Annotated in this window: 21 protein-coding genes; 18 read left to right on the forward strand and 3 right to left on the reverse strand. The window is 28.4% G+C overall.

Translation table 4 applies throughout. The annotated features are described in order from the left end of the window. Positions 1 to 10: 10 nt before the first annotated feature. Positions 11 to 2,116, forward strand: a complete 2,106-nt coding sequence (locus tag SCHIN_RS01400; protein WP_166507851.1) for a lipoprotein — start codon at positions 11 to 13, stop codon at positions 2,114 to 2,116. Positions 2,117 to 2,205: 89 nt separating this feature from the next. Here the strand turns inward: SCHIN_RS01400 and SCHIN_RS01405 are convergent, their stop codons facing one another. Then, positions 2,206 to 3,051 (reverse strand): bifunctional 5,10-methylenetetrahydrofolate dehydrogenase/5,10-methenyltetrahydrofolate cyclohydrolase, encoded by an 846-nt coding sequence (locus SCHIN_RS01405; RefSeq protein WP_166507852.1) that lies wholly within the window; start codon positions 3,049 to 3,051, stop codon positions 2,206 to 2,208. An 83-nt stretch (positions 3,052 to 3,134) separates the two neighbouring features. On the opposite strand from SCHIN_RS01405, the gene SCHIN_RS01410 reads away from it, so the two are divergent. Beyond that, positions 3,135 to 4,700: a formate--tetrahydrofolate ligase gene (locus tag SCHIN_RS01410; protein WP_166507853.1), complete on the forward strand. Its 1,566-nt coding sequence runs from the start codon at positions 3,135 to 3,137 to the stop codon at positions 4,698 to 4,700. A gap of 38 nt (positions 4,701 to 4,738) precedes the next feature. On the opposite strand, the gene SCHIN_RS01415 is transcribed toward SCHIN_RS01410, so the two are convergent. Next, positions 4,739 to 5,461, reverse strand: coding sequence for a DeoR/GlpR family DNA-binding transcription regulator (locus tag SCHIN_RS01415; protein ID WP_166507854.1), 723 nt, complete (start codon positions 5,459 to 5,461; stop codon positions 4,739 to 4,741). A 215-nt stretch (positions 5,462 to 5,676) separates the two neighbouring features. Between SCHIN_RS01415 and SCHIN_RS01420 the strand changes: the two genes are divergently transcribed. From SCHIN_RS01420 to SCHIN_RS01455, 8 genes are all read left to right on the forward strand, one after another. Continuing rightward, entirely contained in the window at positions 5,677 to 6,468 is a 792-nt protein-coding gene (locus SCHIN_RS01420) for an SDR family oxidoreductase (RefSeq protein WP_166507855.1), read from the forward strand. Positions 6,469 to 6,471: 3 nt separating this feature from the next. Then, positions 6,472 to 7,707 (forward strand): zinc-binding dehydrogenase, encoded by a 1,236-nt coding sequence (locus tag SCHIN_RS01425; protein WP_166507856.1) that lies wholly within the window; start codon positions 6,472 to 6,474, stop codon positions 7,705 to 7,707. Positions 7,708 to 7,724: 17 nt separating this feature from the next. Then, entirely contained in the window at positions 7,725 to 10,163 is a 2,439-nt protein-coding gene (locus SCHIN_RS01430; RefSeq protein WP_166507857.1) for a PTS transporter subunit EIIC, read from the forward strand. A 154-nt stretch (positions 10,164 to 10,317) separates the two neighbouring features. Further along, positions 10,318 to 11,871, forward strand: a complete 1,554-nt coding sequence (locus tag SCHIN_RS01435) for a PTS sugar transporter subunit IIBC family protein (RefSeq protein ID WP_166507858.1) — start codon at positions 10,318 to 10,320, stop codon at positions 11,869 to 11,871. Positions 11,872 to 11,898: 27 nt separating this feature from the next. Next, on the forward strand, positions 11,899 to 12,657 hold the full coding sequence (srlD, locus tag SCHIN_RS01440) for a sorbitol-6-phosphate dehydrogenase (RefSeq protein ID WP_166507859.1): 759 nt from the start codon (positions 11,899 to 11,901) through the stop codon (positions 12,655 to 12,657). Beyond that, positions 12,657 to 13,076, forward strand: coding sequence for a PTS mannitol transporter subunit IIA (locus SCHIN_RS01445; RefSeq protein ID WP_166507860.1), 420 nt, complete (start codon positions 12,657 to 12,659; stop codon positions 13,074 to 13,076). Before srlD ends, SCHIN_RS01445 begins: the two co-directional genes overlap by 1 nt. Then, positions 13,073 to 14,182: a mannitol dehydrogenase family protein gene (locus SCHIN_RS01450; RefSeq protein WP_279535547.1), complete on the forward strand. Its 1,110-nt coding sequence runs from the start codon at positions 13,073 to 13,075 to the stop codon at positions 14,180 to 14,182. The genes SCHIN_RS01445 and SCHIN_RS01450 overlap by 4 nt, the downstream gene beginning before the upstream one ends. Before the next feature lie 104 nt (positions 14,183 to 14,286). Next, positions 14,287 to 15,090 carry a MurR/RpiR family transcriptional regulator gene (locus tag SCHIN_RS01455; RefSeq protein ID WP_166507862.1) on the forward strand — a complete coding sequence of 268 codons (804 nt, stop codon included), beginning with the start codon at positions 14,287 to 14,289 and terminating at the stop codon, positions 15,088 to 15,090. 27 nt (positions 15,091 to 15,117) lie between these two features. Here SCHIN_RS01455 and SCHIN_RS01460 read toward each other — a convergent pair whose 3' ends face one another. Then, positions 15,118 to 15,963 (reverse strand): class II fructose-bisphosphate aldolase, encoded by an 846-nt coding sequence (locus tag SCHIN_RS01460; protein ID WP_166507863.1) that lies wholly within the window; start codon positions 15,961 to 15,963, stop codon positions 15,118 to 15,120. Positions 15,964 to 16,097: 134 nt separating this feature from the next. On the opposite strand from SCHIN_RS01460, the gene SCHIN_RS01465 reads away from it, so the two are divergent. From SCHIN_RS01465 to SCHIN_RS01500, 8 genes are all read left to right on the forward strand, one after another. Beyond that, the gene (locus SCHIN_RS01465; RefSeq protein ID WP_166507864.1) at positions 16,098 to 16,871 is read left to right on the forward strand and encodes a DeoR/GlpR family DNA-binding transcription regulator; all 774 of its coding nucleotides are present in this window, start codon (positions 16,098 to 16,100) and stop codon (positions 16,869 to 16,871) included. Between the two features lie 62 nt (positions 16,872 to 16,933). Then, positions 16,934 to 17,368 (forward strand): RpiB/LacA/LacB family sugar-phosphate isomerase, encoded by a 435-nt coding sequence (locus SCHIN_RS01470; RefSeq protein WP_166507865.1) that lies wholly within the window; start codon positions 16,934 to 16,936, stop codon positions 17,366 to 17,368. Between the two features lies 1 nt (position 17,369). Beyond that, positions 17,370 to 17,873: an RpiB/LacA/LacB family sugar-phosphate isomerase gene (locus SCHIN_RS01475; RefSeq protein WP_166507866.1), complete on the forward strand. Its 504-nt coding sequence runs from the start codon at positions 17,370 to 17,372 to the stop codon at positions 17,871 to 17,873. Further along, on the forward strand, positions 17,866 to 18,825 hold the full coding sequence (locus SCHIN_RS01480) for an ROK family protein (protein ID WP_166507867.1): 960 nt from the start codon (positions 17,866 to 17,868) through the stop codon (positions 18,823 to 18,825). Before SCHIN_RS01475 ends, SCHIN_RS01480 begins: the two co-directional genes overlap by 8 nt. A 199-nt stretch (positions 18,826 to 19,024) precedes the next feature. After that, a complete protein-coding gene (locus SCHIN_RS01485) occupies positions 19,025 to 20,536 on the forward strand; it encodes a sugar ABC transporter ATP-binding protein (protein ID WP_166507868.1) in 1,512 nt (503 codons plus the stop codon). Positions 20,537 to 20,547: 11 nt separating this feature from the next. After that, on the forward strand, positions 20,548 to 22,305 hold the full coding sequence (locus tag SCHIN_RS01490) for an ABC transporter permease (protein WP_166507869.1): 1,758 nt from the start codon (positions 20,548 to 20,550) through the stop codon (positions 22,303 to 22,305). A 33-nt stretch (positions 22,306 to 22,338) separates the two neighbouring features. Beyond that, positions 22,339 to 23,436, forward strand: coding sequence for a sugar ABC transporter substrate-binding protein (locus tag SCHIN_RS01495; protein WP_166507870.1), 1,098 nt, complete (start codon positions 22,339 to 22,341; stop codon positions 23,434 to 23,436). 108 nt (positions 23,437 to 23,544) lie between these two features. Continuing rightward, positions 23,545 to 23,892, forward strand: coding sequence for a hypothetical protein (locus SCHIN_RS01500; protein ID WP_166507819.1), 348 nt, complete (start codon positions 23,545 to 23,547; stop codon positions 23,890 to 23,892). Positions 23,893 to 23,895 lie beyond the last annotated feature (3 nt).

Genomic DNA, 23,895 nt, shown 5'->3' on the forward strand with positions numbered 1-23,895 from the left:
AGGAGAAAGAATGAAAAAATTACTATCCGTACTATCTTCATTTTCACTAATAACATTTTCAACATTATCTGTTGTAAGTTGTGCTGGTGATTTTGATTATGATTCAGTTTATACAGAAGAACCCGAAGGTAATAATGGTCAATTTGTTGATGATAGTACCTTAAAGATTGTTACAAAAGCAGAAAAATTAGTAAATAACCACGCTTCAATTGGTGCAAACTTAGGAGAAGCTGCTCATGGTAAAGAATGGTCTGACTTATCTAGTGATGTTAAAGGTTCAATACAAGACCAAGTTTATAATTATATCTCTGATCAATTAGATTTGGATGCTTCTAGATTTCAATTAGAAATTGCAAGAGATTCAACATTTTCTATACCAAAATTAAAAGGATTAACAAATGAAAGTATTACAGAAGAAGCTATTGTAGATAGTGGAAATGTTAAATTTTATTTAAAATATTTAAATAAAGAAATTTATAGAGGCGAGATAAAATGATCAATTCCTGAATTTGATGTAATAAGTAGTATTGCAAATATATTAAATTCAAATAGTGCAAAAAATTCAATTTATGATATTAAAAAAATTGATATTCCATTAGGTGCAGTAGACTTTTCTGGTGTTTCAATGGAGTTAACTTTAGGAACTATAACAAACCTTATAGGGTTGTTAAACACCTTATTAGACTCTTCACTTTTAGGTGATGTGGGAGTTGGAATTAAAAATATTATGAATATGGATGTGAAGGGTCTTGCAAAAGCAGACCCAGACAAAAACCAAAGTGTTTATGAAAGCTTTGACAAAGATTTTAGAAAAAATCTTCAAACCGTTTTTAATGGTATTAAAAAATTATTGGATAACTTTGGAATACCTTCAACCATTACAATACCTTCTTTCTTTGAAGGAAAAGAACCAATAGAGGTTAGCGTTGATAAATTATTAGAAGTAAATATCTTTGACATTATAGACCTTGACTTATCCAATCTTAATGAAGATATTCATCAAGATGTAGATAGTGGAATGGCTATTGTCGGAAGTGTTCCTGTAGATATTCACGTTGAAGGTTCAATGACCTCTAAAGGACAAAAAAACAGTTTAAAATTAATTGACCTAATAAGTAATGTTGCTCCAAATGTTGTTAAACTTTTGAATAAATTTTTAAACCCAGACACTTACAATCCAGAACTTGGTGGAAGTGGAAATCTACTTTATTTATTGTTAAAAGAATTAATAACTGACATGGATCAAGATTTAGAAACTATTAATAGAAATAATAATGATGATAACTTAAGTGCTGGAGCTGCAAAAAGTGGATTAGATTCAATGTTCTTTAACTTAATTTTAGGTTACAACAAAAATAAAAGAGAAGAAAAAGATTCAGCTATTTATTTCAAATTAAAAGTTCAAATTACAGCAGTTCCATTGGGTTTGACTGTAAAAATTGATTTATTAGATGATAATTTATATCAACTATTAAATAAAGTGAGAATAAACCCAGGTGAAATAGTTCTTAAAATAATTAATAAATTATTCAACTTGGAAGGGGAAGAATATTTAGATTTAAATAAACCTTTCATTTCAAGTGAAGACAATATGCAATTTATTGAACCTATAGATATCTATTATGATGAAATAATGAGTGAAGCTGATATAACTGAAAAACCAAGTATACCATTTGTGGATTCTGATGAAGTTGTTAGAGGAATTTTAAGTGGTTTGGATACATCTGTTACAACACAAATTGCAGATCAAATTAACGGAATGATAAATGGTGCTCTGCCAACCTTATCTTTACAAGATGTTATTAATTTTAAACCCTCAATTTTATTAGAACAATTAGGGATAGTATCTGAAAATCTTGAAAATGCAGAGGTTAAAATTACTCAAGCTCATTTTGTCTTCCAATTTTGAGAACCTATCAATAAAGAATGAGTTTCTCAAACAACAGGAATTAATGATATTACTTTTGAAAGATATTCAAGTATGAAATTGCATTTCTTTGATGTACAATTTCAAATTGATATGAACACTGAAAGTAACGGTTCATACACATTGAAAACTAGAGATGATTTAAGATTTGACATGATTTTTGATATTGCTGATGCAAACAAAAATTAAATCTTAAATGCAGTATATATTCTGCCTTTAGTTTATACATTAAATAAAAAATAAAAAAATGACTTGTATAGAAGCTATACAAGTCATTTTTATTTGTTTTTTTCCAAATACAAGTTATATACGTTTTCAAGTAAACAAGCAATGGTCATTGGTCCAACACCACCAGGAACTGGAGTTATTAGTTTTACTTGGTCAATTACTTGATCAAAATCAACATCACCACAATATTTGCCATCCACAAAGTTTGCTCCAACATCAATTACTGTCATATCTTTGTTTACAAAATCCTTAGTAATTAATTTTGCAACACCAGCTGCACAAATTAATATATCTGCTTTTTTAGCTACATTTGCTAAATCTTTAGTTTTTGTGTTGCAAATAGTGACTGTTGCAGACTTATTTATTAGCATGTTAGCCAAAGGTTTTCCTACTATATTGCTTCGTCCGATAATGACAACATTTGCACCCATTAATTCAACATTTTTTCACTCTAAAAGTTTTAAAATACCAAAGGGGGTTGCTGGAAAGATCTTAGAGGTGTTTAACATAACTTTTCCAAGTGTTGAAGGACTAAAACCATCAGCATCCTTATTCACATCAATTGTTTCGTTAATCACTTGTGTATCAATGTGATTTGGCAAAGGGAGTTGTACTATAACTCCATCTACCTTATTATCGTTGTTTAATTTGTGTATTTCTTCTAAAAGTTCTTCTTGCGTTATATTTTGGTCTAATTTTAAGTGTTCACTTAACATACCTATTTTTTCACAAGATTTAAGCTTGTGTTTTATATATTTGTTACTTGCAAGATTATCTCCAACTTGAACAATAACAATTTTTGGTAATCTATTATTTGTTATATTATTTATTTTTTCTTTTAAGTTTTCTAGTAATATTTTAGATAACTGTGTTCCACTAATTAATTTATTCTCCATTTTTTAACTTTTTTCCTTTCACTAGTATTTAATATATCTATTTTTGAGATATTATTATATAGTATCTCATAAAGGTGAAAAATATGGAAAAAATAATAGAACAACTTGAAAAATTGAATATAGATAAAAAAGACTATGATTTCTTTGGTAAAAGTATTGTAAAAATAGATTACAAACCTTACTTAAAAGAAGAAAAAAAAGGTAAATTAATTTTAATGACCTCAATTAATCCAACTCCAGCAGGTGAGGGAAAAACTACAACAGCAATTGGTTTGGTAGATGGACTAAATTATATTGGTAAAAAAGCTATTTTAGCTTTAAGAGAACCAAGTTTAGGACCTGTTTTTGGAAGAAAAGGTACTGCAACTGGTGGGGGTGAAAGTGAAGTTTTACCTGTTGATAAAATTAACTTACACTTTACAGGTGATTTTCATGCAATCACAAGTGCAAATAACTTGGTATCTGCTGCAATTGATAATGAATTGTATTGAGCAAATAAACTAAATATTGATATTAACAAAGTTGTGTGAAAACGTTGTATGGATTTAAATGACAGAGCTTTAAGAGATGTAGAAATTAAAGTATCTAAAAAAATAACAAGAAAAGAGCAGTTTACAATAACTGCTGCAAGTAATATGATGACAATTTTGTCACTTTCTAAAGATGAATTTGATTTAAGAGAAAGATTGGATAACAGTTTAATTGCTTTTGATCTAGAAGGAAAAGAAATATTTTTAAAACAATTAGGAGTAACTGGTTCTTTAATGGCTTTGTTAAAAGACGCCATTAAACCAAACTTTGTACTTACAAAATACGATTCACCAACTTTAGTTCATTGTGGACCTTTTGCAAATATTGCAACAGGAACAAATTCAATAATTTCAACAAAATTAGGTTTGAGTTTAGCGGATTACACAATTGTAGAATCTGGTTTTGGAAGTGATTTAGGGTTTGAAAAGTTCATGGATGTAATTAATGTTGAAAATAACCTAATTCCAGATTGTGTTGTAACGGTTGTAACTTTAAGAGCACTAAATTTACACAATGATTTTGAAAATAACTTTGTTCATCTAGAAAAACATTTAAAACATATAAAACTATACGGTCTAAATCTAGTTGTTGCTATAAACTATATTGAAGGTGATAAACAAAGTGATTTAGAAAAATTACAAGATTGATTGTCAGCTAATGGTTATGAATGAGAATTAAACCAAGCATATATTCTTGGAGCAAAAGGTGCTGAAAAATTAGCTAATAAAGTTAGTGAAGTTTCAAATAATGAGTTTGAATTTAAAAAACTTATTGTTGGAAACGAAACTATTGAAGAAAAAATACAAAAAATTGCTAAAAACATTTATTTTTTAGATAGTTATAATATGAGCGAAATAGCAAGAGAAAAAATGGTGCGAATTCAAAAGAGTGAGTTTGCAAAACTTCCACTTTGTATGGTAAAAACACATATTTCAATTGATGGTAATGATAAAAATGATCCAAATTATCAATTAGAAATTCAAGATATTGAAGTAAATAGTGGAGCTAAGTTTATATTGGTGTATACAAATGATGTATTAAGTATGCCAGGACTTGGAAAAGAAGCAAATTACAAAACTATAGATCTTGTTGATGGAGAAATTACAGGATTAGAATAGCATAAAAAAATATTCTTATTAAAGAATATTTTTTTATGCTATCTATTATCGAAATAAAATATTTTATTAAACTCATCTTTGTTGAATGTCTTTACTAAACTTTTTTTATCCATTTTATAATCATCAATAAATAAGAAATGCTTTGATGCTCCTGAACAAATCCTTTTTATAAATTTACTTTCCTCTAAGGTATCAAAAAACACATCACCATCACTTGAAATTCCAACACAACTTGTAAATACTTTATCAATATATATATCATTTAGGAAGTCAAAGTTTACATTTAAGAAACTTGACTTTTTATTTTTATCTACAGTCCCTCCAACAACAAAAACTCTTTCAATGTTTATATTTTTTGTAGCCTTTAACCCTACCGATAATGAGTTTGTTATTAAAAATTTAACCTTCTTTTTTATACTTGAAACAAAGTGTTCACACGTTGTTCCCATACTAACAAAAATTATGTCATTACCTTCTAAGACTTCGTTTGCTTCGTTAGCCATTGAGTTTTTTTGATCCATTCTCTCCTTATTTCGATGATCCAACCCAGTGATCTCATTATCTATATATTCTTCGGAAATAACATTTATTTTCCCATAACTAAGTCTGATAATATTTTTTTCTTCCAGTTCATGTAAATCTCTTCTTAAGGTTATTTTGCTAACTCCTAATTGTTTACTCATTTTTAATATTGTATTTGTTGAAGTTATATTTTTCTCTCTTAAAATGTCAATTATTATATTTAATCTTTTATCACTCATTTTAAATTTCCTTACTTTCATAGAATTATCATTTTATCACTACAATTATCATAAAAATGATAATTGTAGTGATATTTTTTTGTAATTATGTTATTTTCTTCTCGATTCTTAATAATTATACTTTTATTTTTAAAAATCATGAAACTTTGCAATTTTTTTTCTTAAACCTTTCTCAATAAAATATAAATGAAGGATAACTTCAAAGGAGGAAAAAAATGAGTAATTTAAAAGAGCAAACATTTATTGTTACAGGAGGTTCTTCTGGAATAGGAAAAGCGATTGTCGAACAATTGCTTGAACTTAATGCAAATGTAGTTAATGCAGACATTAATGAATTACAAATTGAAAAGAATAATTATTTGTTTGTAAGAACAGATATTACAGATTTAGAAGAAGTAAATTCATTGGTAAAAGAAACTCTAAATAAATTCAAAAAAATTGATGGAGTTATAAATAACGCCGGTATAAATATTCCAAGACTTTTAGTAGATGGTAAAAAACAAAATAGTGAATTTGAGCTAGATTTAGCCAATTACAATAAAATGATGGATATTAATGTAAAAGGAACATTCTTAATTAGCCAACAATGTGCTAGAGAATTTATAAAAAACAAAAAAGGTGTTATTATAAATATTTCATCAGAATGTGGTCTTGAAGGTTCAGAAGGTCAAGGTTGTTATGCCGCCACTAAAGCAGCAATCTATAGTTTTACAAGAACTTGAGCTAAAGAGTTAGGTAAATACAATATCAGAGTTGTTGGAGTAGCACCTGGTATTTTAGAAGAAACTGGATTAAGAACATTATCTTATGAAACAGCACTCGCTTATACACGTGGAAAAAGTATTGAAGAACTTAGAAGTGGATATTCAAATGTTTCTACTATCCCGTTAGCAAGAAGTGGAAAACTAAAAGAAGTTGCAGATCTTGTGAGCTATTTAGCTTCAGATAATGCAAGTTATATAACTGGAACAACTATTAATATAGCTGGTGGAAAGACTAGAGGATAAATTATGAAATCAAAATTAGTAAGATTATATGGAAAAAATGATTTAAGAATCGATGAGATTGAGCTGCCTAAAATTAAAGAAAATGAAATATTGGCATCTGTAATTACAGATAGTATATGTATGTCTTCATATAAATTGGCAGCTCAGGGAGAAAATCATAAAAAAACTCCTGAAAATTTAAAAGAAAACCCCATCGTAGTAGGACACGAATTTTGTGGGGAAATTATCGAAGTTGGAGAAAAGTGAAAGAACAAATTTAAAGCAGGACAAAAATATGTAGTGCAAGCAAATTTACAATTAGAAAACGAACCTTGATGCCCTGGTTATTCTTATCCTTATACAGGAGGAGGGGCTACACATATAATTATTGACAAAGATGTAATGGAACAAGATTGTTTAATCCCTTACAATGGAGACACATACTTTGAAGGATCTCTTGTTGAGCCTCTTTCTTGTATAATTGGTGCTTTTAAAGCGAATTATCATTTAATTCATGGAACTTACAATCATAAAATGGGTATTAAAGAAAAAGGAAACCTATTAATATTGGGTGGTACTGGACCAATGGGCTTAATAGCAATAGACTATGCTCTACACGGGCCTATAAAACCAAGTAAAATTGTAGTAACTGATTTAGAACAAAGTAAACTAGATAGAGCTAAACAACTTTATTTGCCAACTTCAGAAACTGAAATTGAATTTATTAATGTTAACAATGAAGTGAATTCAATAGAGAAAATTAAGAAACTTTCTTCAAATGGTTATGATGACATTTTTGTTATGGTGCCATCTAAAAATGTTGTAGAGACTGCTTCAAAATTATGTGCTCCAGATGGTTGCATAAACTTCTTTGCTGGACCACAAGATAAAGAATTTACAGCTGAGTTAAACTTCTACGATGTTCATTATAACTTTACACACGTAGTTGGGACTAGCGGAGGTAATACAGAAGATGTTCGTGATGGTGTAAAATTAATTGAAGAGAAAAAAGTTGATTTAAGTAAAGTTGTTACCCATATATTGGGGCTAGATAGTTTAGCTGAAACAACAATGAATCAGCCGGCAATTGGTGGGGGTAAGAAACTTGTTTATACTACAAAAAAAATGAAATTAACTAGTTTGAACACTTTGGTTGATGACAATGATAATGAATTGAAAAAAATATTAGATAAAAATAATGGTCTTTGATGCAAGGAAGCTGAAGACTTTGTGTTGAGTAAGTGAGAAAATATAATTTAATTTGGAGGAAAAAAAGAATGAGTAAAAAAATTGATATTTTGTCTCCATGCGATGGAGAAATTATAAAGACATCTCATAAAAATACTATAAATATTTTATGTAAATCAAATAAAATTTATAATTTTTTAGGAGAGTGTGAAATTAAAAATATTGACCGAGCAAATCTTAAGATTGAGTTCTTGGTTTTAAATAAATATTCAATATTTCTTAAGATAAAAGGTGAAAATCTTGATATTAACTGAAGTGATATTGAAGGAAAAATAAAGGAAAAAAGTGAACTATTCTCAAAAAATTCTAATGAAGATGTTTTATTGGAAATATATTCAAAAAATGATAGATTAGTTTTTGATGAAATTGATGAAAGAAAAGTGCTCGTTGGAGATTTATTATCAAAGGTATCTATAAACGAAGAATTTAATATAGATGAACTTATGAGTTATAGTTCTAAATGGGATAATGTTGCAAAAAGTATCTATGAATTTGTCGGATCAAATACTAATTACTCTAAATTTTATAACTGTGTTACAAGGTTTAGAGTTGTTGTAAAGGATAAAAATTTAGTTAAGCAAGAAGAAATTAAAAAAATTAAAGAAGTTAAAGGATTAAAATGAAATGGTGATGAATTGCAAATCATTATTGGTGGAGACGTCTACAAACTTGCAGATGCTTTTGATAAATTTGTAGGAGAAAAGAAAGTAATTAAAAATACAACAAATGTTAAAAGAACATTTAAAGATAGATTATTAGCTTCAGTAACTGGTGTAATAATCCCGGCGTTACCAGTAATTATGGCAGCTGGAATATTGAAAGCAATACAAGCTATTTTAGTGCAAACAGGATTAATAGCTGAAGTTGTTTTCGATGCTTCTCACCCAAGTATAGTCTCATATGACTTGTTAACTTGCTTGGTTTATATTATCGCAGAAGCGGGATTGTCATTTATGGGTATATACTTTTGTTACAACACTGTTAAATACCTAGGTGGAAATGAAATTATGGGTATTTTTATAGGTTTAGCTTTGGTTTGTCCTTTCTTTTATAGTGAAGGTTCATGACTTAGTTTTAAACTATTTACATTAGGAAATGTAGATGTTGCAGTAAAAGGTTATCCTTCATCTATTATTCCTCAAATATTTGCAGGATTAATATACTTTTATGTAGATAGATCAATTAGAAAATGAATTCCATCATCTATTGATATTGTTTTAAGACCGGCTATAACATTCTTAATTACAATGATTTTATCATTTATGGTTGTTGGTCCAGTTATGGGTATTGTGGAATCTGGTATTAATTATGTGTTATCATTTATCAACAAAGTACCATTTGGTATTGGGGTGGGAATATTTACTTTGTTATGACAACCTATAGTATTAACTGGTATGCATTATCCTTTAATACTACCAATTATGTTAGATCAAGCACAAAACGACACTACAACAACTATTCTTGTAGGTACAACAATTGGTGTTTTAGGACAAGCAGGTGCTGCGTTAGCGGTTGTTGTTAGAACTAAAAGTGCACAAACTAAATCAATAGGAATTGGTTCATTGCCAGCAGCATTCTTTGGTGTAACCGAACCAGCTATTTATGGAGTTACTTTACCTAAATTTTGACCATTTGTTTATGGGTGTGTTGGAGCCGGTATTGCAGGATTTATATCTGGATTATTAAATGTAGTTTCATATTCTGGTGCCACACCTAGTATGGGACTTATATTTGTTGTAGGTTTCATAAGAGGAGGAACTAGAAACATATTATTTGGAATAATGGTGTTATTGTTAGCTGCTATATTTAGTTTTGTTCTAGTTTTTATCACATATAGAGATAGAACCCCTGAAACAAAACAAATAAAACAAACAAGTAAGGTTTTAGCAAATATTTACAAATTAAAAATGGGTTCAAAAATTTCAGAATCAACTTATAACAATGATATGGTAAAAATTAATAAATTTGTAAATAAGGAGAGAGATGCTTTAATTCAACAAGTGGATCAAAATCTTTCAAAAGTAGAAAAATTCACAGTTGCAATTGAGAATATAAAAAATAAAGAGTTACTTAAAAAAGAAGAATTAATTATGAAAATGAAATACTGAAGTAAAAAAAATAATACAAAAAGATTAGAGTATTTAAAAGAGAAATTTGACTTAATAAATAATGATGAAAAATTAAAATTAATGGATGAAAAAAAATCAGCTTATATATTAAATAACGAAAAACCACTAATGGAACTTAAAGTTTTACAAGAAAGTTTCTTAAAAGAAACAAATGAATTTTTAAGAAGAGTATCTAATGATATAGATGTTCCAGAAATATTAAACTTAGAATTTAATTATTTCAATGCTATTCATTCAGTTGACATATCTTATGGAATAACAGAAAAAAATAATGATTTCTTTATAAGACAAGATTTTAAAAAGCTAAAAACAAACAATAAACTTATTATTAATGTTTAAAGAATAAAATAAGTTATGTAAAAACACCTATATAGGGCCAAATATTGCTCTAAAGGTGTTTTTTTGTAAATATTTACAAAACTATGTAAATATTTACAAAAAAGTGTAAATATTTACATTTTTTATAATATAATTTCTATGAAAGGAGATTGAAATGGAAAAAATTATAAAAAGTGATGAAGCGATAATTGGCGAAGTGAAAAAATCTAAAAAGGCTAAAAATTTTAAGCTTAAGATTCAAAAAATGGGTTCTTTTATGGCTGGTATGATAATGCCCTCAATAGGGGTGTTGTTGGCTTGAGGTCTTTGAACATCTATGTTCTTATATGACTACGATAACAATAAAAATTTAGGATGATTTAATGCACCAATGTTGGGGCGTCTAGTAGATCCTGGTATTAAATGATTATTACCTATACTTATTGCCTTTAATGGTGGCCGTTTGGTTTATGGAATGAGAGGAGGTATGTTTGCTACATTTGCGATGGTAGGAACCATTGTGGGTACAGATTGAATTTATGCAACTTACATAGAACAAAGTTCTCCAAATCAATTTATTGGAGCAATGGTTGTAGGTCCTCTATCTGCACTATTCCTAAAAGGAATAGAATCATTATATTTACAAAAAATAAATAAAAGTTATGAAATGCTTGTAAAAAATTTTGGTCTTGGACTGTTTGGAATAGTGTTTGCCTTAATTGTATTCTTTGGATGAGGATGAATTTTATGAGGTATAACTTGAGTAATGATTCAATTAATTCAATTATTTGGGGATAACAAATGGGTAGCCCCTTTGATGGGTATAATTACAGAACCTATTAAAGTGAGTTTTTTAAATAACGCTTTAAATCATGGGGTTTTAGGACCTATTGGAGTTAATGATGTTGAATTGCAAAAAGCTCTTGGTAAAGCAAATCCAAGAAGTATATTCTTCCTGTTCGATCCAAATCCAGGGCCTGGATTAGGGTTGCTGCTTGCATATATAATATTTACAAAAGGTGAAAATAGATATAATGCTGCAGGTTCTTCGGTAATACATACCATCGGTGGTATTCATGAGGTTTACTTTGTATTTATCTTAGCAAAACCAAAAATGGTATTAGCTACAATAACAGGAGTTGTATCTGCCCAATTTATAACAGCCTATTTAGGTGGTGGAACAATATTTACACCATCTCCGGGTTCTATTATTTCTTTAATAGCACTGTCTCCAGGAGTGCACGCTATACTAATTAATTTATTGTCTGTTTTAGTTGGAACTGGTGCATCATTTGGTATTGCAACATTATTGCTATTAACAGACAAAAAAAGAAATGAAGTTAATGAAGGAGAAACATTTAAAATTACAGATGAAGGAATTTCATTTGGTTCAACTTCAACAACAGATTCTAGCTCAGCCAAAACATTTGATTGAAATAATGTTAAATCAATTGTAGTGGCTTGTGAAGCGGGAATGGGTTCAAGTGCAATGGCGTCAGGAATAATACAAAAGTTTGTTAAACAAAATAAATTAGATATTAATGTAACAAACATAGCGGTCCAAAATTTGGATAGTTCTTATGATGTTATTGTTACAATGAGAAATTTTGAAGATTTTGCAAAACAAAAATCACCTAATTCATTTGTATATCCGGTTGACAAATTCATTGGACAAAAAGTCTATGATCCTCTTTTTGAAAAACTTTTAAGTTTTAAAAAAGTGGCATAAAAATTAATTAGAAATGAGAATTTAAATATGAATAAAACAATATTGATTGCAGGAGGAGCAAAAAGTCTAGGCAAGTTTCTAGCAAATAAATTTAATGAAAAAGGATTTCAAGTGATTGTTTTTGATATTGATGAACAAGAGTTAAGCAAACTTAAAAATGAGTCATCTGAAATAGAAACTTTTACATGTGATTTAACTAGTGAAAAAGAAGTTATAGAAGGTTTTAAATTTATTAAGAACAAATTCAAATCATTAGATTATGTTATTTATAATGCAGGTTATGCCAAATCTTCAAAAATCGATTCGTTTTCTGAAGTTGAGTTTGATAAATGTTATCGCATAAATTTATTAGGATATTTTTTAGTGGCAAGAGAAGCGGCTAAATTAATGATAGAAAATAAAGTAAAAGGAAGCATAATTCAAATCAATTCTAAATCAGGAAGAGTGGGATCTAAATTCAATAGTGGATATTCTGCTGCTAAATTCGGAGGTGTTGGGTTAACACAATCACTCGCTTTAGATTTAGCAACAGATGGAATTAGAGTTAATGCTCTTATGCTTGGAAATTTATTAGATTCAGACATGTTTGAATCATTAATACCTGCTTATGCAAAAAAATTAAATATTAATGAAAATGAAGTTAAAGACTATTATAAAGCTAAAGTTCCAATGAATAGAGGTTGTGATTTTGAAGATGTATTTAATGTAGCAGAATTTTATTTATCAGAAAAAGCATCTTATTGCACAGGACAGTCTATTAATATTACAGGCGGGCAGGTAATGTAATGATATTGGAAAAAAATGTATTTTTAAATATAGATTTTGAAGATAAAAATTCTGCCCTTGAGGAAGTTTACAAAGTAATGTTGGAAAATGGGTGTAATGAAGAATATGTTAAATCCATTCCCGATAGAGAAAAAGAGGCCTCATTCAATATTGGCTGCCTAATAGCAATTCCGCACGGAACTTATGAAGCTAGTCAAAAAATAACTTTAAGTCAAATCTTTGTTTGACATCTTAAGAAACCTTTAAAATGAGATGACAGCGAAGTTAAACTAATAATTGCTCTATGTCTTAACAATGATGATCAGTTGAATATATTACAAAATATTGCAATCAAAGCTATGGATGAAGAAATTTTTGAAGATACTCTCCAAAATCCGACAAAAAAAGATATTTTAAATTTGTTTGAGGAACAACTATAAAAGTACTACACTTTGGTGCTGGTAACATAGGGAAGGGTCTTATTTTCCCTATGTTTGAAAAAAATAGCAGCCCCATTAACTTTACATTTGTCGATAGCGATGATAAAACAATACAATTTTTAAAAAAAGAAAATAAAATAACAATTAAATATATGAAAGAGCAAAAACTTGTAAAGCAAGAATTTAGTGGATTTAAAATAGTTAATATTGAAGAGGTTTCTAAAAATATAGAAGATTATTTAGATATTGACATAATAACTACATCGGTTGGTGTTAATAATTTATCTAAACTGACAAATACAATTGAAAGAATTGTAGAAAAATCTAAAAAGTCAATTTTAATAATGTGTTGCGAAAATGGTAACAGGGTATCTTCGGGTTTTAAAAAGGAATTTCATGAAAAAATAGCTGCAAAAATTAATTTTGTTGATTGTGCAATAGACAGGATAATTCCTAACCAAAATTTTATTCAGAATGGGTACCTTTTAACAGAGGAATACAGTAATTGGGTTGTTGATGCAAATCAATGACCAATGGGGTTTCAAAAAATAAGCTCTATTAAATATTCCGATGATTTAGATTATGAAATGAAGATTAAATTGTGCTTATTAAACGGTTCGCATAGTGCGCTTTCTTGATATAGATATAATATAGATCGTTTTGATGGAATTAAAACTGTGGCTGATTCTTTAAAAAATGAAGAAACTCTTGAGTTTCTGAAAGGCTATGTTTTAGAGGTTTCTAAAGCATTATCAAAGAATAATGAAAAATTATTAAATTTAAATAAAGAATTTGCCAAAAAGGTAATTGAAAGGTTTAAGAACCCTTTATTCAATGATGAACTATCAAGGGTAGGTAGAAATCCCATGGTTAAATTAAAAAAAGGGGAAAGAGTTTTTATTCCCCTAGAAGAAGCCGTAAAAACAAACAGTAGTTATAAATTTATATTAACAACGTTAAAAAATGGTCTTAATTATTGAAATGTTGATGACGAAGAATCCAAAATCATTAGAAAAGTATTATTTGAAGAGGGTTTTAGTGCATTATTGCATACATGTCTGGAATTTGATGAAAAACTTATCAATGTTTTAAAAGAAGAAATGTAAATTAAAACACCCTCGCTAGAAAAGGGTGTTTTAATTTACTTTAAATTTGAACAGTTGTGTTATATTTATAATATCGTAGCTAAAACTATAAAAAAGGAGGCAACATGTTAAAACACGGCTTAATAAAAGATATTGAAGACATTTATTATGATGATAAAAGTGAAGATGATAAAAAAATAGCAGCGTTTTTATTAGAAAACTTTAAAAATAAAAAAGTTCTGAATATCAGTGTAATTGCTGAAAAATGTAATGTTAGTCCGACTAAAGTAACTAGGTTCTCTGATAAATTAGGTTTAAAGGGTTTTAAGGAATTGAAGTTAAGGTTAAATGATATTGCTAAAAGCGTAATAATCGATGGTGAATTAGTAGATGTTAATGATAATGTTGTTCAAAAAAAAGAAGTTTTTTTTGATAATTATAATGTTATTTTGGTTAGGTCTCAAAAAAGACAATTTGAATATTTAAAGTCAATTCAAATGGCACCTATTATTAAAAATCTTCTTAGGGCAAAGAATGTTTATTTGTTTGCCTTCAATCTTTCATATAATGTTTCTAAAAATTTCGTTCAAAGGTTAAAGTGATCCGGAATAAATATTATTTCAGAGTCAGATATTATTTCAATAGACACCTATCTAAACCTAATTACTCAAGAAGATATAGTGGTTTTAATTACAATTTCTGGTAAAAATAATTTTATTAAAGAAATTACAGAAAAAATTGATATGAAGACAAAATTGTATTGTATTGGCGGCGAGATCTGTAATTTTAAGGAAAGATTTGATTATTATTTTGATATCAAGGCCGAAGAAGATTTGTTATGAAACATTAACTCAATCAGAGCTCAGATGGTTATTCAAATACTTGACTTTATTCATATAAATTTATTAATTGAATCAAATTTAATTTAGAGATAAAAAAACCGCGCAACGGTTTTTTTATGCCTTGTTATTTGATCTAAAAGCTATAATTTTTTTAATAGCTTCTTCTTTTACAAAATTAATTGCATTTCTTCCGTATTGTCTTGCATCAAATCCTGAAGGATTTTTTTCAAATCAATCTTTAAGACCTTGTGCACAAGCAATTTTTAAATCTGTTCCAATATTGATTTTTGTAATTCCTAAATCAATAGCTTTTTGTAAATCTTCTAAAGGAACTTGGCTTGAACCGTGAAGTACTAGAGGTGTTTCGATTTTACTTCTAATTTCTTCAATTAAATCAAATTGTAATTTGATTTCTCCTTTAAATAATCCGTGACTTGTACCAACAGCAATTGCTAGAGCATCTATTTGAGTTAATTTATCAAATTCAATGGCTTCGTTTACGTCAGTATAACCGTTGCTTTTTGAATCTCTATCATCTTCTTTTCCACCAACGTGACCGATTTCTGATTCAACTTCAACACCTTTTGCTTTTGCATATGCTACTATTTCTTGTGTTTCTTTTACATTTTCATCAAATGGTTTAAGTGATGAATCTAACATTACACTTGAAAATCCACAATCAATTGCTCTTTTAATTAATTCAATATCAAAACCGTGATCTCAATGAAGAATAATTGGAACGTTTGATTTTTCTGTTGCATCCATTGCAAAAGCAAAAACATTATCAATTCCCATGTATTTTGCAGCACTTTCAGTAACCATTAAAATAACGGGTGATTTTTGTTCTTCTGCAGCTTCAATTATTCCTTTCATCATTTCTAAATTATCAAAGTTAAATGCAGGAACCGCATACTTACCATTTCTAGCTTTTATTAATTCTTCTTTCAAACTTGCTTTCATTTTTCTTTTTCTCCTATAGTAATATTTTACAAGATTTGATACAAAAAGTTCAAAATTTTCTAAAAAAAGATAAAAAAATATCATTTTTTTTAATTTAGTATATTATAAAAGTATAAAGAACTACGAGGTGTCTGATGGAAAAATTAAAAAGAGGAGACAGAATTAAGATGTATTTAGCCTATTTAAGTCTAAATTCACCAATATCTATTAAAAAATTTCTTAACTTTGCAGTAGAGAATAAAATCCCAGAAATTACATCAAGAAGAGATGTAAAATTACTGGAAAGTTTAAATTATATAGATCTTGAAATGGGATTAATTAAGTTAAATGATTCTAAGGAATATGAAGCTACTAGAGATGAAAAACACTCTGCAAATAGAGAAGAAAAGGCAAAAATTGCTTTAACTGCAGTTTCAATGATAAAAGAAAAAGAATTATTTGTTGGAGCTGGAACTACTTGTGAAATGTTTGTTAAATCTATAAATACTCCAATAAAGCTTTTATATACTAATGGTTTTGAAGTTGCAAGAGTTGCAAATTTAAACGTAAATATTAATAGAGTAGTCTTAATTGGGGGAAAATTAAGACCACAATCAAGCGCTATGTGTGGACCTATTGCAAATATGGTTGTAGAAACTTTAAAATTTTCACAATCTTTTATAACAGTGACAAACATGGATGCAGAATTTAACCTATGTAATAATAATGAAGATGAAGCATATCTTACAAATAAAGTAATATCTCGTTCAGGAGAAGTTGTTTGTTTAATGGATCATACAAAATTTAATCAAAATTTTTATGGAAATATTATTTCCAATGTGTCTTCGATAGACCAACTTGTAATTGACAAGGAAATTGAAGGTCCAGAGTTTGAAGAACTAAAAACTAAAACAAATGTAAAATGATAATTTTTTATCATTTTTTTTATTTTTCTATCATTTGTAGTAAAATAGAAATATGGAGGTATGCAATGGAAAAAATAGTAATCAGTTACGCAAATAAAATTGAAAAAGCGTATATAGAACACATTAAAAATAATGTGAAAAACAAAAACTTTGAATTAATTTATGAAGAAAACTCAGGAAGTGTAGAAGAATATCTTGAACTTGTAAAAAAAATTCAAAACAAAGAAATAGGAAGAGTTATTAGTATTGAAGAGTTTGGTACTTTACCATTTATGGTTATGGCCAAAAACAAAGGGATTGTGGTTGCACAAATTTCAGATCACCATTCTTCAAGAATGACAATCCAACACAACAATTCAAACGTGTTATCTTTAGGTTATAAAATAATGGCCAAAGAAAACATGGTAGATATTATAGAAACATATTTAGGGGCTCATTTTGAAGCTGGAAGACATATGGTAAGAATTAATATGTTAGAAAATATTTTGGAGGGTGAATAAAATGAAAATCGCAATTGGATGTGACCATATCGTCACAGATATTAAAGATAAAGTTATTGAAATGCTTAAGCGAGATGGAATAGAAGTTCTTGACTGCGGTACTTATGATTTTGAAAGAACACATTACCCAATTTACGGACACAAAGTGGCTGTAAATGTGGTTGAAAAAAATGTAGATTTTGGAATTGTTATTTGCGGTACAGGAGTAGGTATTTCAAATGGAGCACAAAAAACAAAAGGAGCTAGAGTACTTCTGGCAAAAGATGTTTTAACTGTTGAAGATGCAAGAAAAAACTATGATGCAAATATTATAGGATTTGGTGGTCGTATAGTTGGTCTTGGATTGATGTATGAAATGATAGAAACTTTTATAAACACTAAGTATGAAGGTAAAAATGATCAATTAATCAATCAAATTGACAGCTTAATTAAAAATAAAAACTATAGTGATTCTATTTTCGATGAAGAAAATAAAAAATGAGATAGTGGATTTTACGATGAGTAATCAGGCAAAATATTGTTTTGCTGTTGATTTAGGAGGAACTACTGCCAAGTGTGCAATTATTAAAGATGAAATAATTGAAGAAAGATTTATAGTAGAAACACAAATTGGCCAAGTTCTTGAAAATATAAAGAGTGTATTTGACGAAAAAATTGTCAAATACAATATTGAAGATAAAGATTTAGAATTTGTAGCAATTACAATTTGCGGACTTATAGACTATGAAAATGGTATTTCTATATGAACCGGTAATCTAGAGTGAAGTAATTTTGAGGTAGTAAAGTTTCTAAAAGAGCTATTCCATAATGAAAACGTATTTATTTTAAACGATTCTAAAGCAGCTACCTATGGAGAATATGTAAAAGGTTTAAATAAAGAAAAACCTAATATGTTGCTCTATACATTAGGAACTGGTATTGGGGGTGGAGTTATCCTTAATAGTGAATTATATTTTGGGGGTAACACAAAATTAGCAAGTGAACCTGGCCATTCGGGCGGTTTTCAAAATAAATACCAATGTAACTGTGGGTTAATAGGGTGTATAGAAGGATTGAGTAGTGCAACGGGTATTGAAAAAGAAATCAATAAAAACCATGAATACTACGAAAATAAATTAGGATTGAACAAGGATAAATATACCATCAAAGATATTGCTGAATTATTTTACAATGGTGATAAAAAAACAGTTGAACTATTTGAGGAATGTTTTTTACCATTGGTAAAACACATGGCTGTCTCTATTCATTTAATGGATTTTGATATGGTTGTAATTGGTGGAGGTCCAAGTGCTATGGGGGATCATCTACTTAATTTACTTAAAAAACAATTAAAAAACTACTTGATGCCACCATTCTATGAAAAGCTAGATTTAAGAATAGCTAAACTTAGAAATGATGCAGGCTTATGAGGGGTTTATCATTTTGCAAAATTAAAATTAGATGAGTTAAAAAAATAATAACTAAAAACCTAGTAATATCTAGGTTTTTTTATATGCAAAATAAAAAATGATTATTTTTTATCATTTTTTATCATTTTTTGTAAAAAGTTATTGCATTTTTTCTTTTTTTTTGTACACTTAAGTTGTAGGTAGAATTATTTCCAATTATCATAATTAATGATAGAAATAATTTGCCAGAAAGAGAGGGGGAGGGAACTTGAATGATGAAAGTATAAAGTTGAATCAAAAACCAATCTTAAAATTAGAAAATATTTATAAAAGTTTTGGTCCGGTTCAGGCGCTAAGGGGTGTAAGTCTTGAAGCGATAAGCGGTAAGTGTACTGCTATAGTAGGTGAAAATGGTGCTGGTAAATCTACATTAATGAATATTGTATCTGGTGTTATTAGAAAAACATCGGGTGAAATGTACTTTGATGAAAAGAAATATGAGCCTAAAAATATTAAATCAGCTGAAAAAACAGGTATTGCAATAATTCACCAAGAATTAGTGACAGTTAATGAAATGACAGTTATTGATAACATTTTTTTAGGAAATGAAATACGTAATTCATTTGGAAAAATCAATTATAAAGAACAGTTTAAAATAATTACTAGAATTTTTAAGGAGTTACAAATTTCGATCGATCCCAAAAAGAAAATGGGTTATTACTCAGTGGCTCAACAACAAATTATAGAAATTGCAAAAACTGTAATTAGAAATGCAAAAGTGATTATTATGGATGAGCCTACATCATCGCTTTCTGATAAAGAAACACAAATGTTGTTTAGGTTAGTAAAACAACTTAAAGAACAAGGAAAAGCGGTTTTATATATTTCTCATAGATTAGAAGAAATACCTGTAATTTGTGAGTATATAACCATCATAAGAGATGGTGGTTTCATAGGAAACTATGAGGTAGATAAAATTTCTGAGGAAGAAATTATAGCTAAAATGGTTGGTAGAGAGATCACTCAAAGATTTCCTACAAAAGTACAAGGAAAAGACAACGAGGTTTTATTGAGTGTAAATCAAATTTCTAGTGATATATTAAAAAATATATCCTTCAACATAAAAAAAGGAGAAATACTTGGTTTTGCAGGATTGGTTGGAGCAAAAAGAACAGAATTGTTTAAAACTTTAATTGGTGCAATGAGTTGTAGTTCGAAAGAAATTTATTGAAAAGATAAAAAAGCAACCTTTAAATCACCGTATGAAGCTATTAAAAAAGGATTATTTTACGTAACGGAAGACAGAAAAGAAGATGGTTTGATTTTGGATGAAACTATTAGAAATAACATTTCTGTTTCATCCTTCAAATATATGCAAAACAAATATTTGAAGTTTATCTCTAAGAAAACTCAAAATGAAATGTGCAACTATTTCATGAACGTTACAAAAATAAAAGCACCCAATTTTTCCTATAAAATTAATCAACTTTCAGGAGGAAATCAACAAAAAGTATTAATTAGTAAAGCTATTTGCGCTAAACCGAAAATAATAATTTTTGATGAACCAACTAGAGGTGTGGATATTGGAGCAAGAAGAGAAATTTATGATTTAATTTCAGAATTAAAAGCACAAGGAATTGGTATTGTTATTATCTCAAGTGAACTTCCAGAAATCATAGGACTCTGCGATAGAGTCGTGGTAATGAAAGAAGGAAGAATCTCTAAGGAATTGGAAGCCAAAGACTTAAGTCAAGAAAATATTATTAAGTATGCAATATAGAAGGGGTACATATGAAAGCTAATTTAGAAAAATTTGAAACTGATTATTTCCAAATACTAAAAGATCAGTTAGAGAGCAAATTTAATCAAGATATAGAATATGTAAAATCAAAAGAACAAGCTTTTGAGGAAAATAATTTTGATAAAATTTATACTCTATCTTCTATAAAAGATTCGAATATTAATAATTTAAAATTAAAAATAAAAAACCTAAATGATGAACTTGAAAAAGAAAAAGCATTTAATGAGTTGCTAAAATTAGATGGTCAGATTACCGATCAACAATTAAAAGAAAAAAACGAATACCTGGAAAAAGAATTTAACAATAAACAGGGAAAAATAATTGAAAATCTTAATGAAAAAATTAAAATGTATGAAATTAAAATGGATGAGATCATTAAGAATAAAACTTTAAAACTTAAGAAGAAGAATGAGAATAAAAAGAATAAAACTAAATTATTAGAAGATAAAATAAACGAGAAAAAACAAGTAAGTGTAAAAAGAATTGAAAATAAACAAAATTTATTATTAGAACTTTCAAACAAACTTAACGATAAAAAAATTCAAAAAATTCAAAAAAATAAAATGTATAAAGAATGAAACAAGGTTCAAGAAGAATATGATTCAAAAAAAATAGGAAATATATTTTATGAAAAGAATAAAAAAGAATTTGAACCCAAATTAATGGAAGTTAAAACTAAAATAGATGAAAAAACAACTAATTTTGAGTTACAAAAGTACAAAGCTCAAATGAAATTTGCCAATCTATTTGGAGCACAGAATAAACAAAACACTAAAAATTTCCTACTAAATGTATTTAATGAATCAAAATTATTAATACTTATTTTGGGAATTGCTATATTTGCGGGAATTTCAAATAACAACTTTTTTACACAGAGAACTTGAATTAATATATTAACCAATAATTTAGATTTACTAATGATAGCATTCGGAATGACACTAATTATTTTAACAGGTGGAATTGACTTATCTGTAGGAAGTATTCTTGCCTTTGCAGGATCTTGCATGATTAAGTTTTTGGAAAAAGGTGTAGACCCTTGAATAGCAATGTTAGCTTGTGTTGTTATATCTGTTGCGTTTGGGGTATTATCAGGATTTCTAATTAGTTATGTAAAATTGCAACCCTTTATTGTAACTCTTGTATTGATGTTGACTTTAAGAGGAGGAGCTAGTCTTTTGTTGGAATCAAAAGCAACACTTCTACCAGCAGATACTTTACAATTTGTAACAAGATTAAAATTTTGAATACTACCATTTAGTTTCTGATTTGTATTGTGTATTTTCATAGGTCTTCTAATTATTATGAGGGGCTATAAATATGGGAGATATATTTATGCAGTGGGTGGAAACATTAAAGCTGCATACCTATCTGGAATTAGATCAAAACTAATTGTGATGTCTGTATATATGTTCTCAAATGCATTGGTTGCTATGGGAACAATAATATATGTAAGTAAATTAAGTTCTATTTCACCTACCAGTGGAAACCAAATTGAACTAGACGCAATTGCTTGTGTTGCTCTTGGAGGAACAAGTTTAATTGGTGGAAAAGGTGGAGTAGGTAGAACCTTGGTTGGATGATTTGTTATAAGTGTCTTACAAACTTCTATGAACATGGTAGGTTTTAATACTTACTATCAAATGATTGTAAAAGGAAGTGTTATTTTGATAGCTGTTTTATCTGATAAACAAATTAATATTTCTAAAAAAATATCAAAAAAACTTAAAAATCTTATTTATAAAATTTAATAGATTTAATTATCTAAAGGAGAAAGAAAAGATATGAAAAAAATGTTAAGTATATTGTCAACATTGACACTAGTAAGTAGTACTGTTACTTCAGTTGTAGCTTGTGGAGATAAGAAAGATGTTATTTATTTAATTCTTCCAGAAAATCCAAACACTCAATGACAAAATTTTATTGATACAGCAACAAATTATCTAAAAAAAGATGATACTTTAAATTCAAAATATAAAGTTAGATGAGCAAGTTCAGAACAAAGAGCTGATAAAGAATTAGAAAACACAAGAGCTGCGGTTGATGGTGGAGCAAAAGCAATTATTATTGGTCAAAACAATCAAAATGAAAGAGAAGCTGCTAAATATGTTAATGAAAATAATGTTCCTCTGATTGGAGTAAATATTCCGTTTTCTGCAGATGCAGCGGACAATGAAAAACCAAATTTCCAAGTTATTCAAGAATACGATAAAGGTTCAAAAACTCTTGGAGATGAAGTTGTAAAAGTTTTAAAAGCTGGTAAACCTGATAAAGAAAAATACGGATTATATGAAATGTGAGGAACTCCTGAAATGAATGGGGTTCCAGAAAGACATAACGGGTTTAAAAACGCAGGTAACTGAGATTGAATCGGAACTAGTGACCTTCCTGCAGGATTTAATGGAGAAGGAATGGTAGGTAACTGAGTTGATAACATGGCTTATGAAAAAACTAAAACTCAACTTGGATCTGGAGATGCGTTAAGTAAAGTTGATGTAGTTTATGCTCACAATGATGGAATGGCTCGTGCCGCTAGACAAGCAATCGAAGACGTTCCTGGTGGTAGAGAAGCTTTAACTACAACATTCAATGATAAAGGTGAAATTGAAAAATTAGGTATTTTAGTTGTAGGTTATGACTATGATTCAATTAGTCAACAAATGATTGCAGATTGAGGAAAAAACGCAGACAAAGATAGCACTTATAAAAACTTATTTGCAACAATGGAAATGAGTGCAACAGAAATGGCAGAAAAAGCTATGGCAAAAGCAGTACAAGAAATTGAAAACCAAAATGCTAATAAAGGTAAAATGACTGTTGAACCATTAACAATCGCTTTACATATGGCAGATCATAAATTTGCAACAAAAGATGAAGAATAAAATCTTATAAAAAAACAGTCTAGAATACTAGTGAATATAATCTCCTATGTATAGTTATAATGATAAAAAAACATTATCATTATAATGAAAAGCATAGGAGGTTTTTTTATGGCAAACAAAAAAGGTAATAAATCAAATATTTTAACCCCAGAACAAAGAAAAAGACTTGTAAATGATCATTTTAAAAAAGATTTAAGTTGAAGAGAATTGTCAATCAAATATAATGTTTCATATTCCGCTGCAAGGCAAACTTGTATTAGATTTGAAAACGAGGGAGAAGCTAGTTTTGAAGTTAAGAGTGGTAACAGTTCTAATCACACAAATATTAGAGTTAATAGTGTAGATCCCAGAGATAAACAAATTGCACAATTACTTAAAAGAAATAAGGAACTTGAAATGGAGAACGAAATCATAAAAAAGTTCAAGGAATTTACAAAGAATCAAAAGACAAAGTAACGT

Origin of the sequence: Spiroplasma chinense, assembly GCF_008086545.1 — a bacterium.
GTDB classification, from domain to species: Bacteria; Bacillota_I; Bacilli_A; order Mycoplasmatales; family Mycoplasmataceae; genus Spiroplasma_A; species Spiroplasma_A chinense.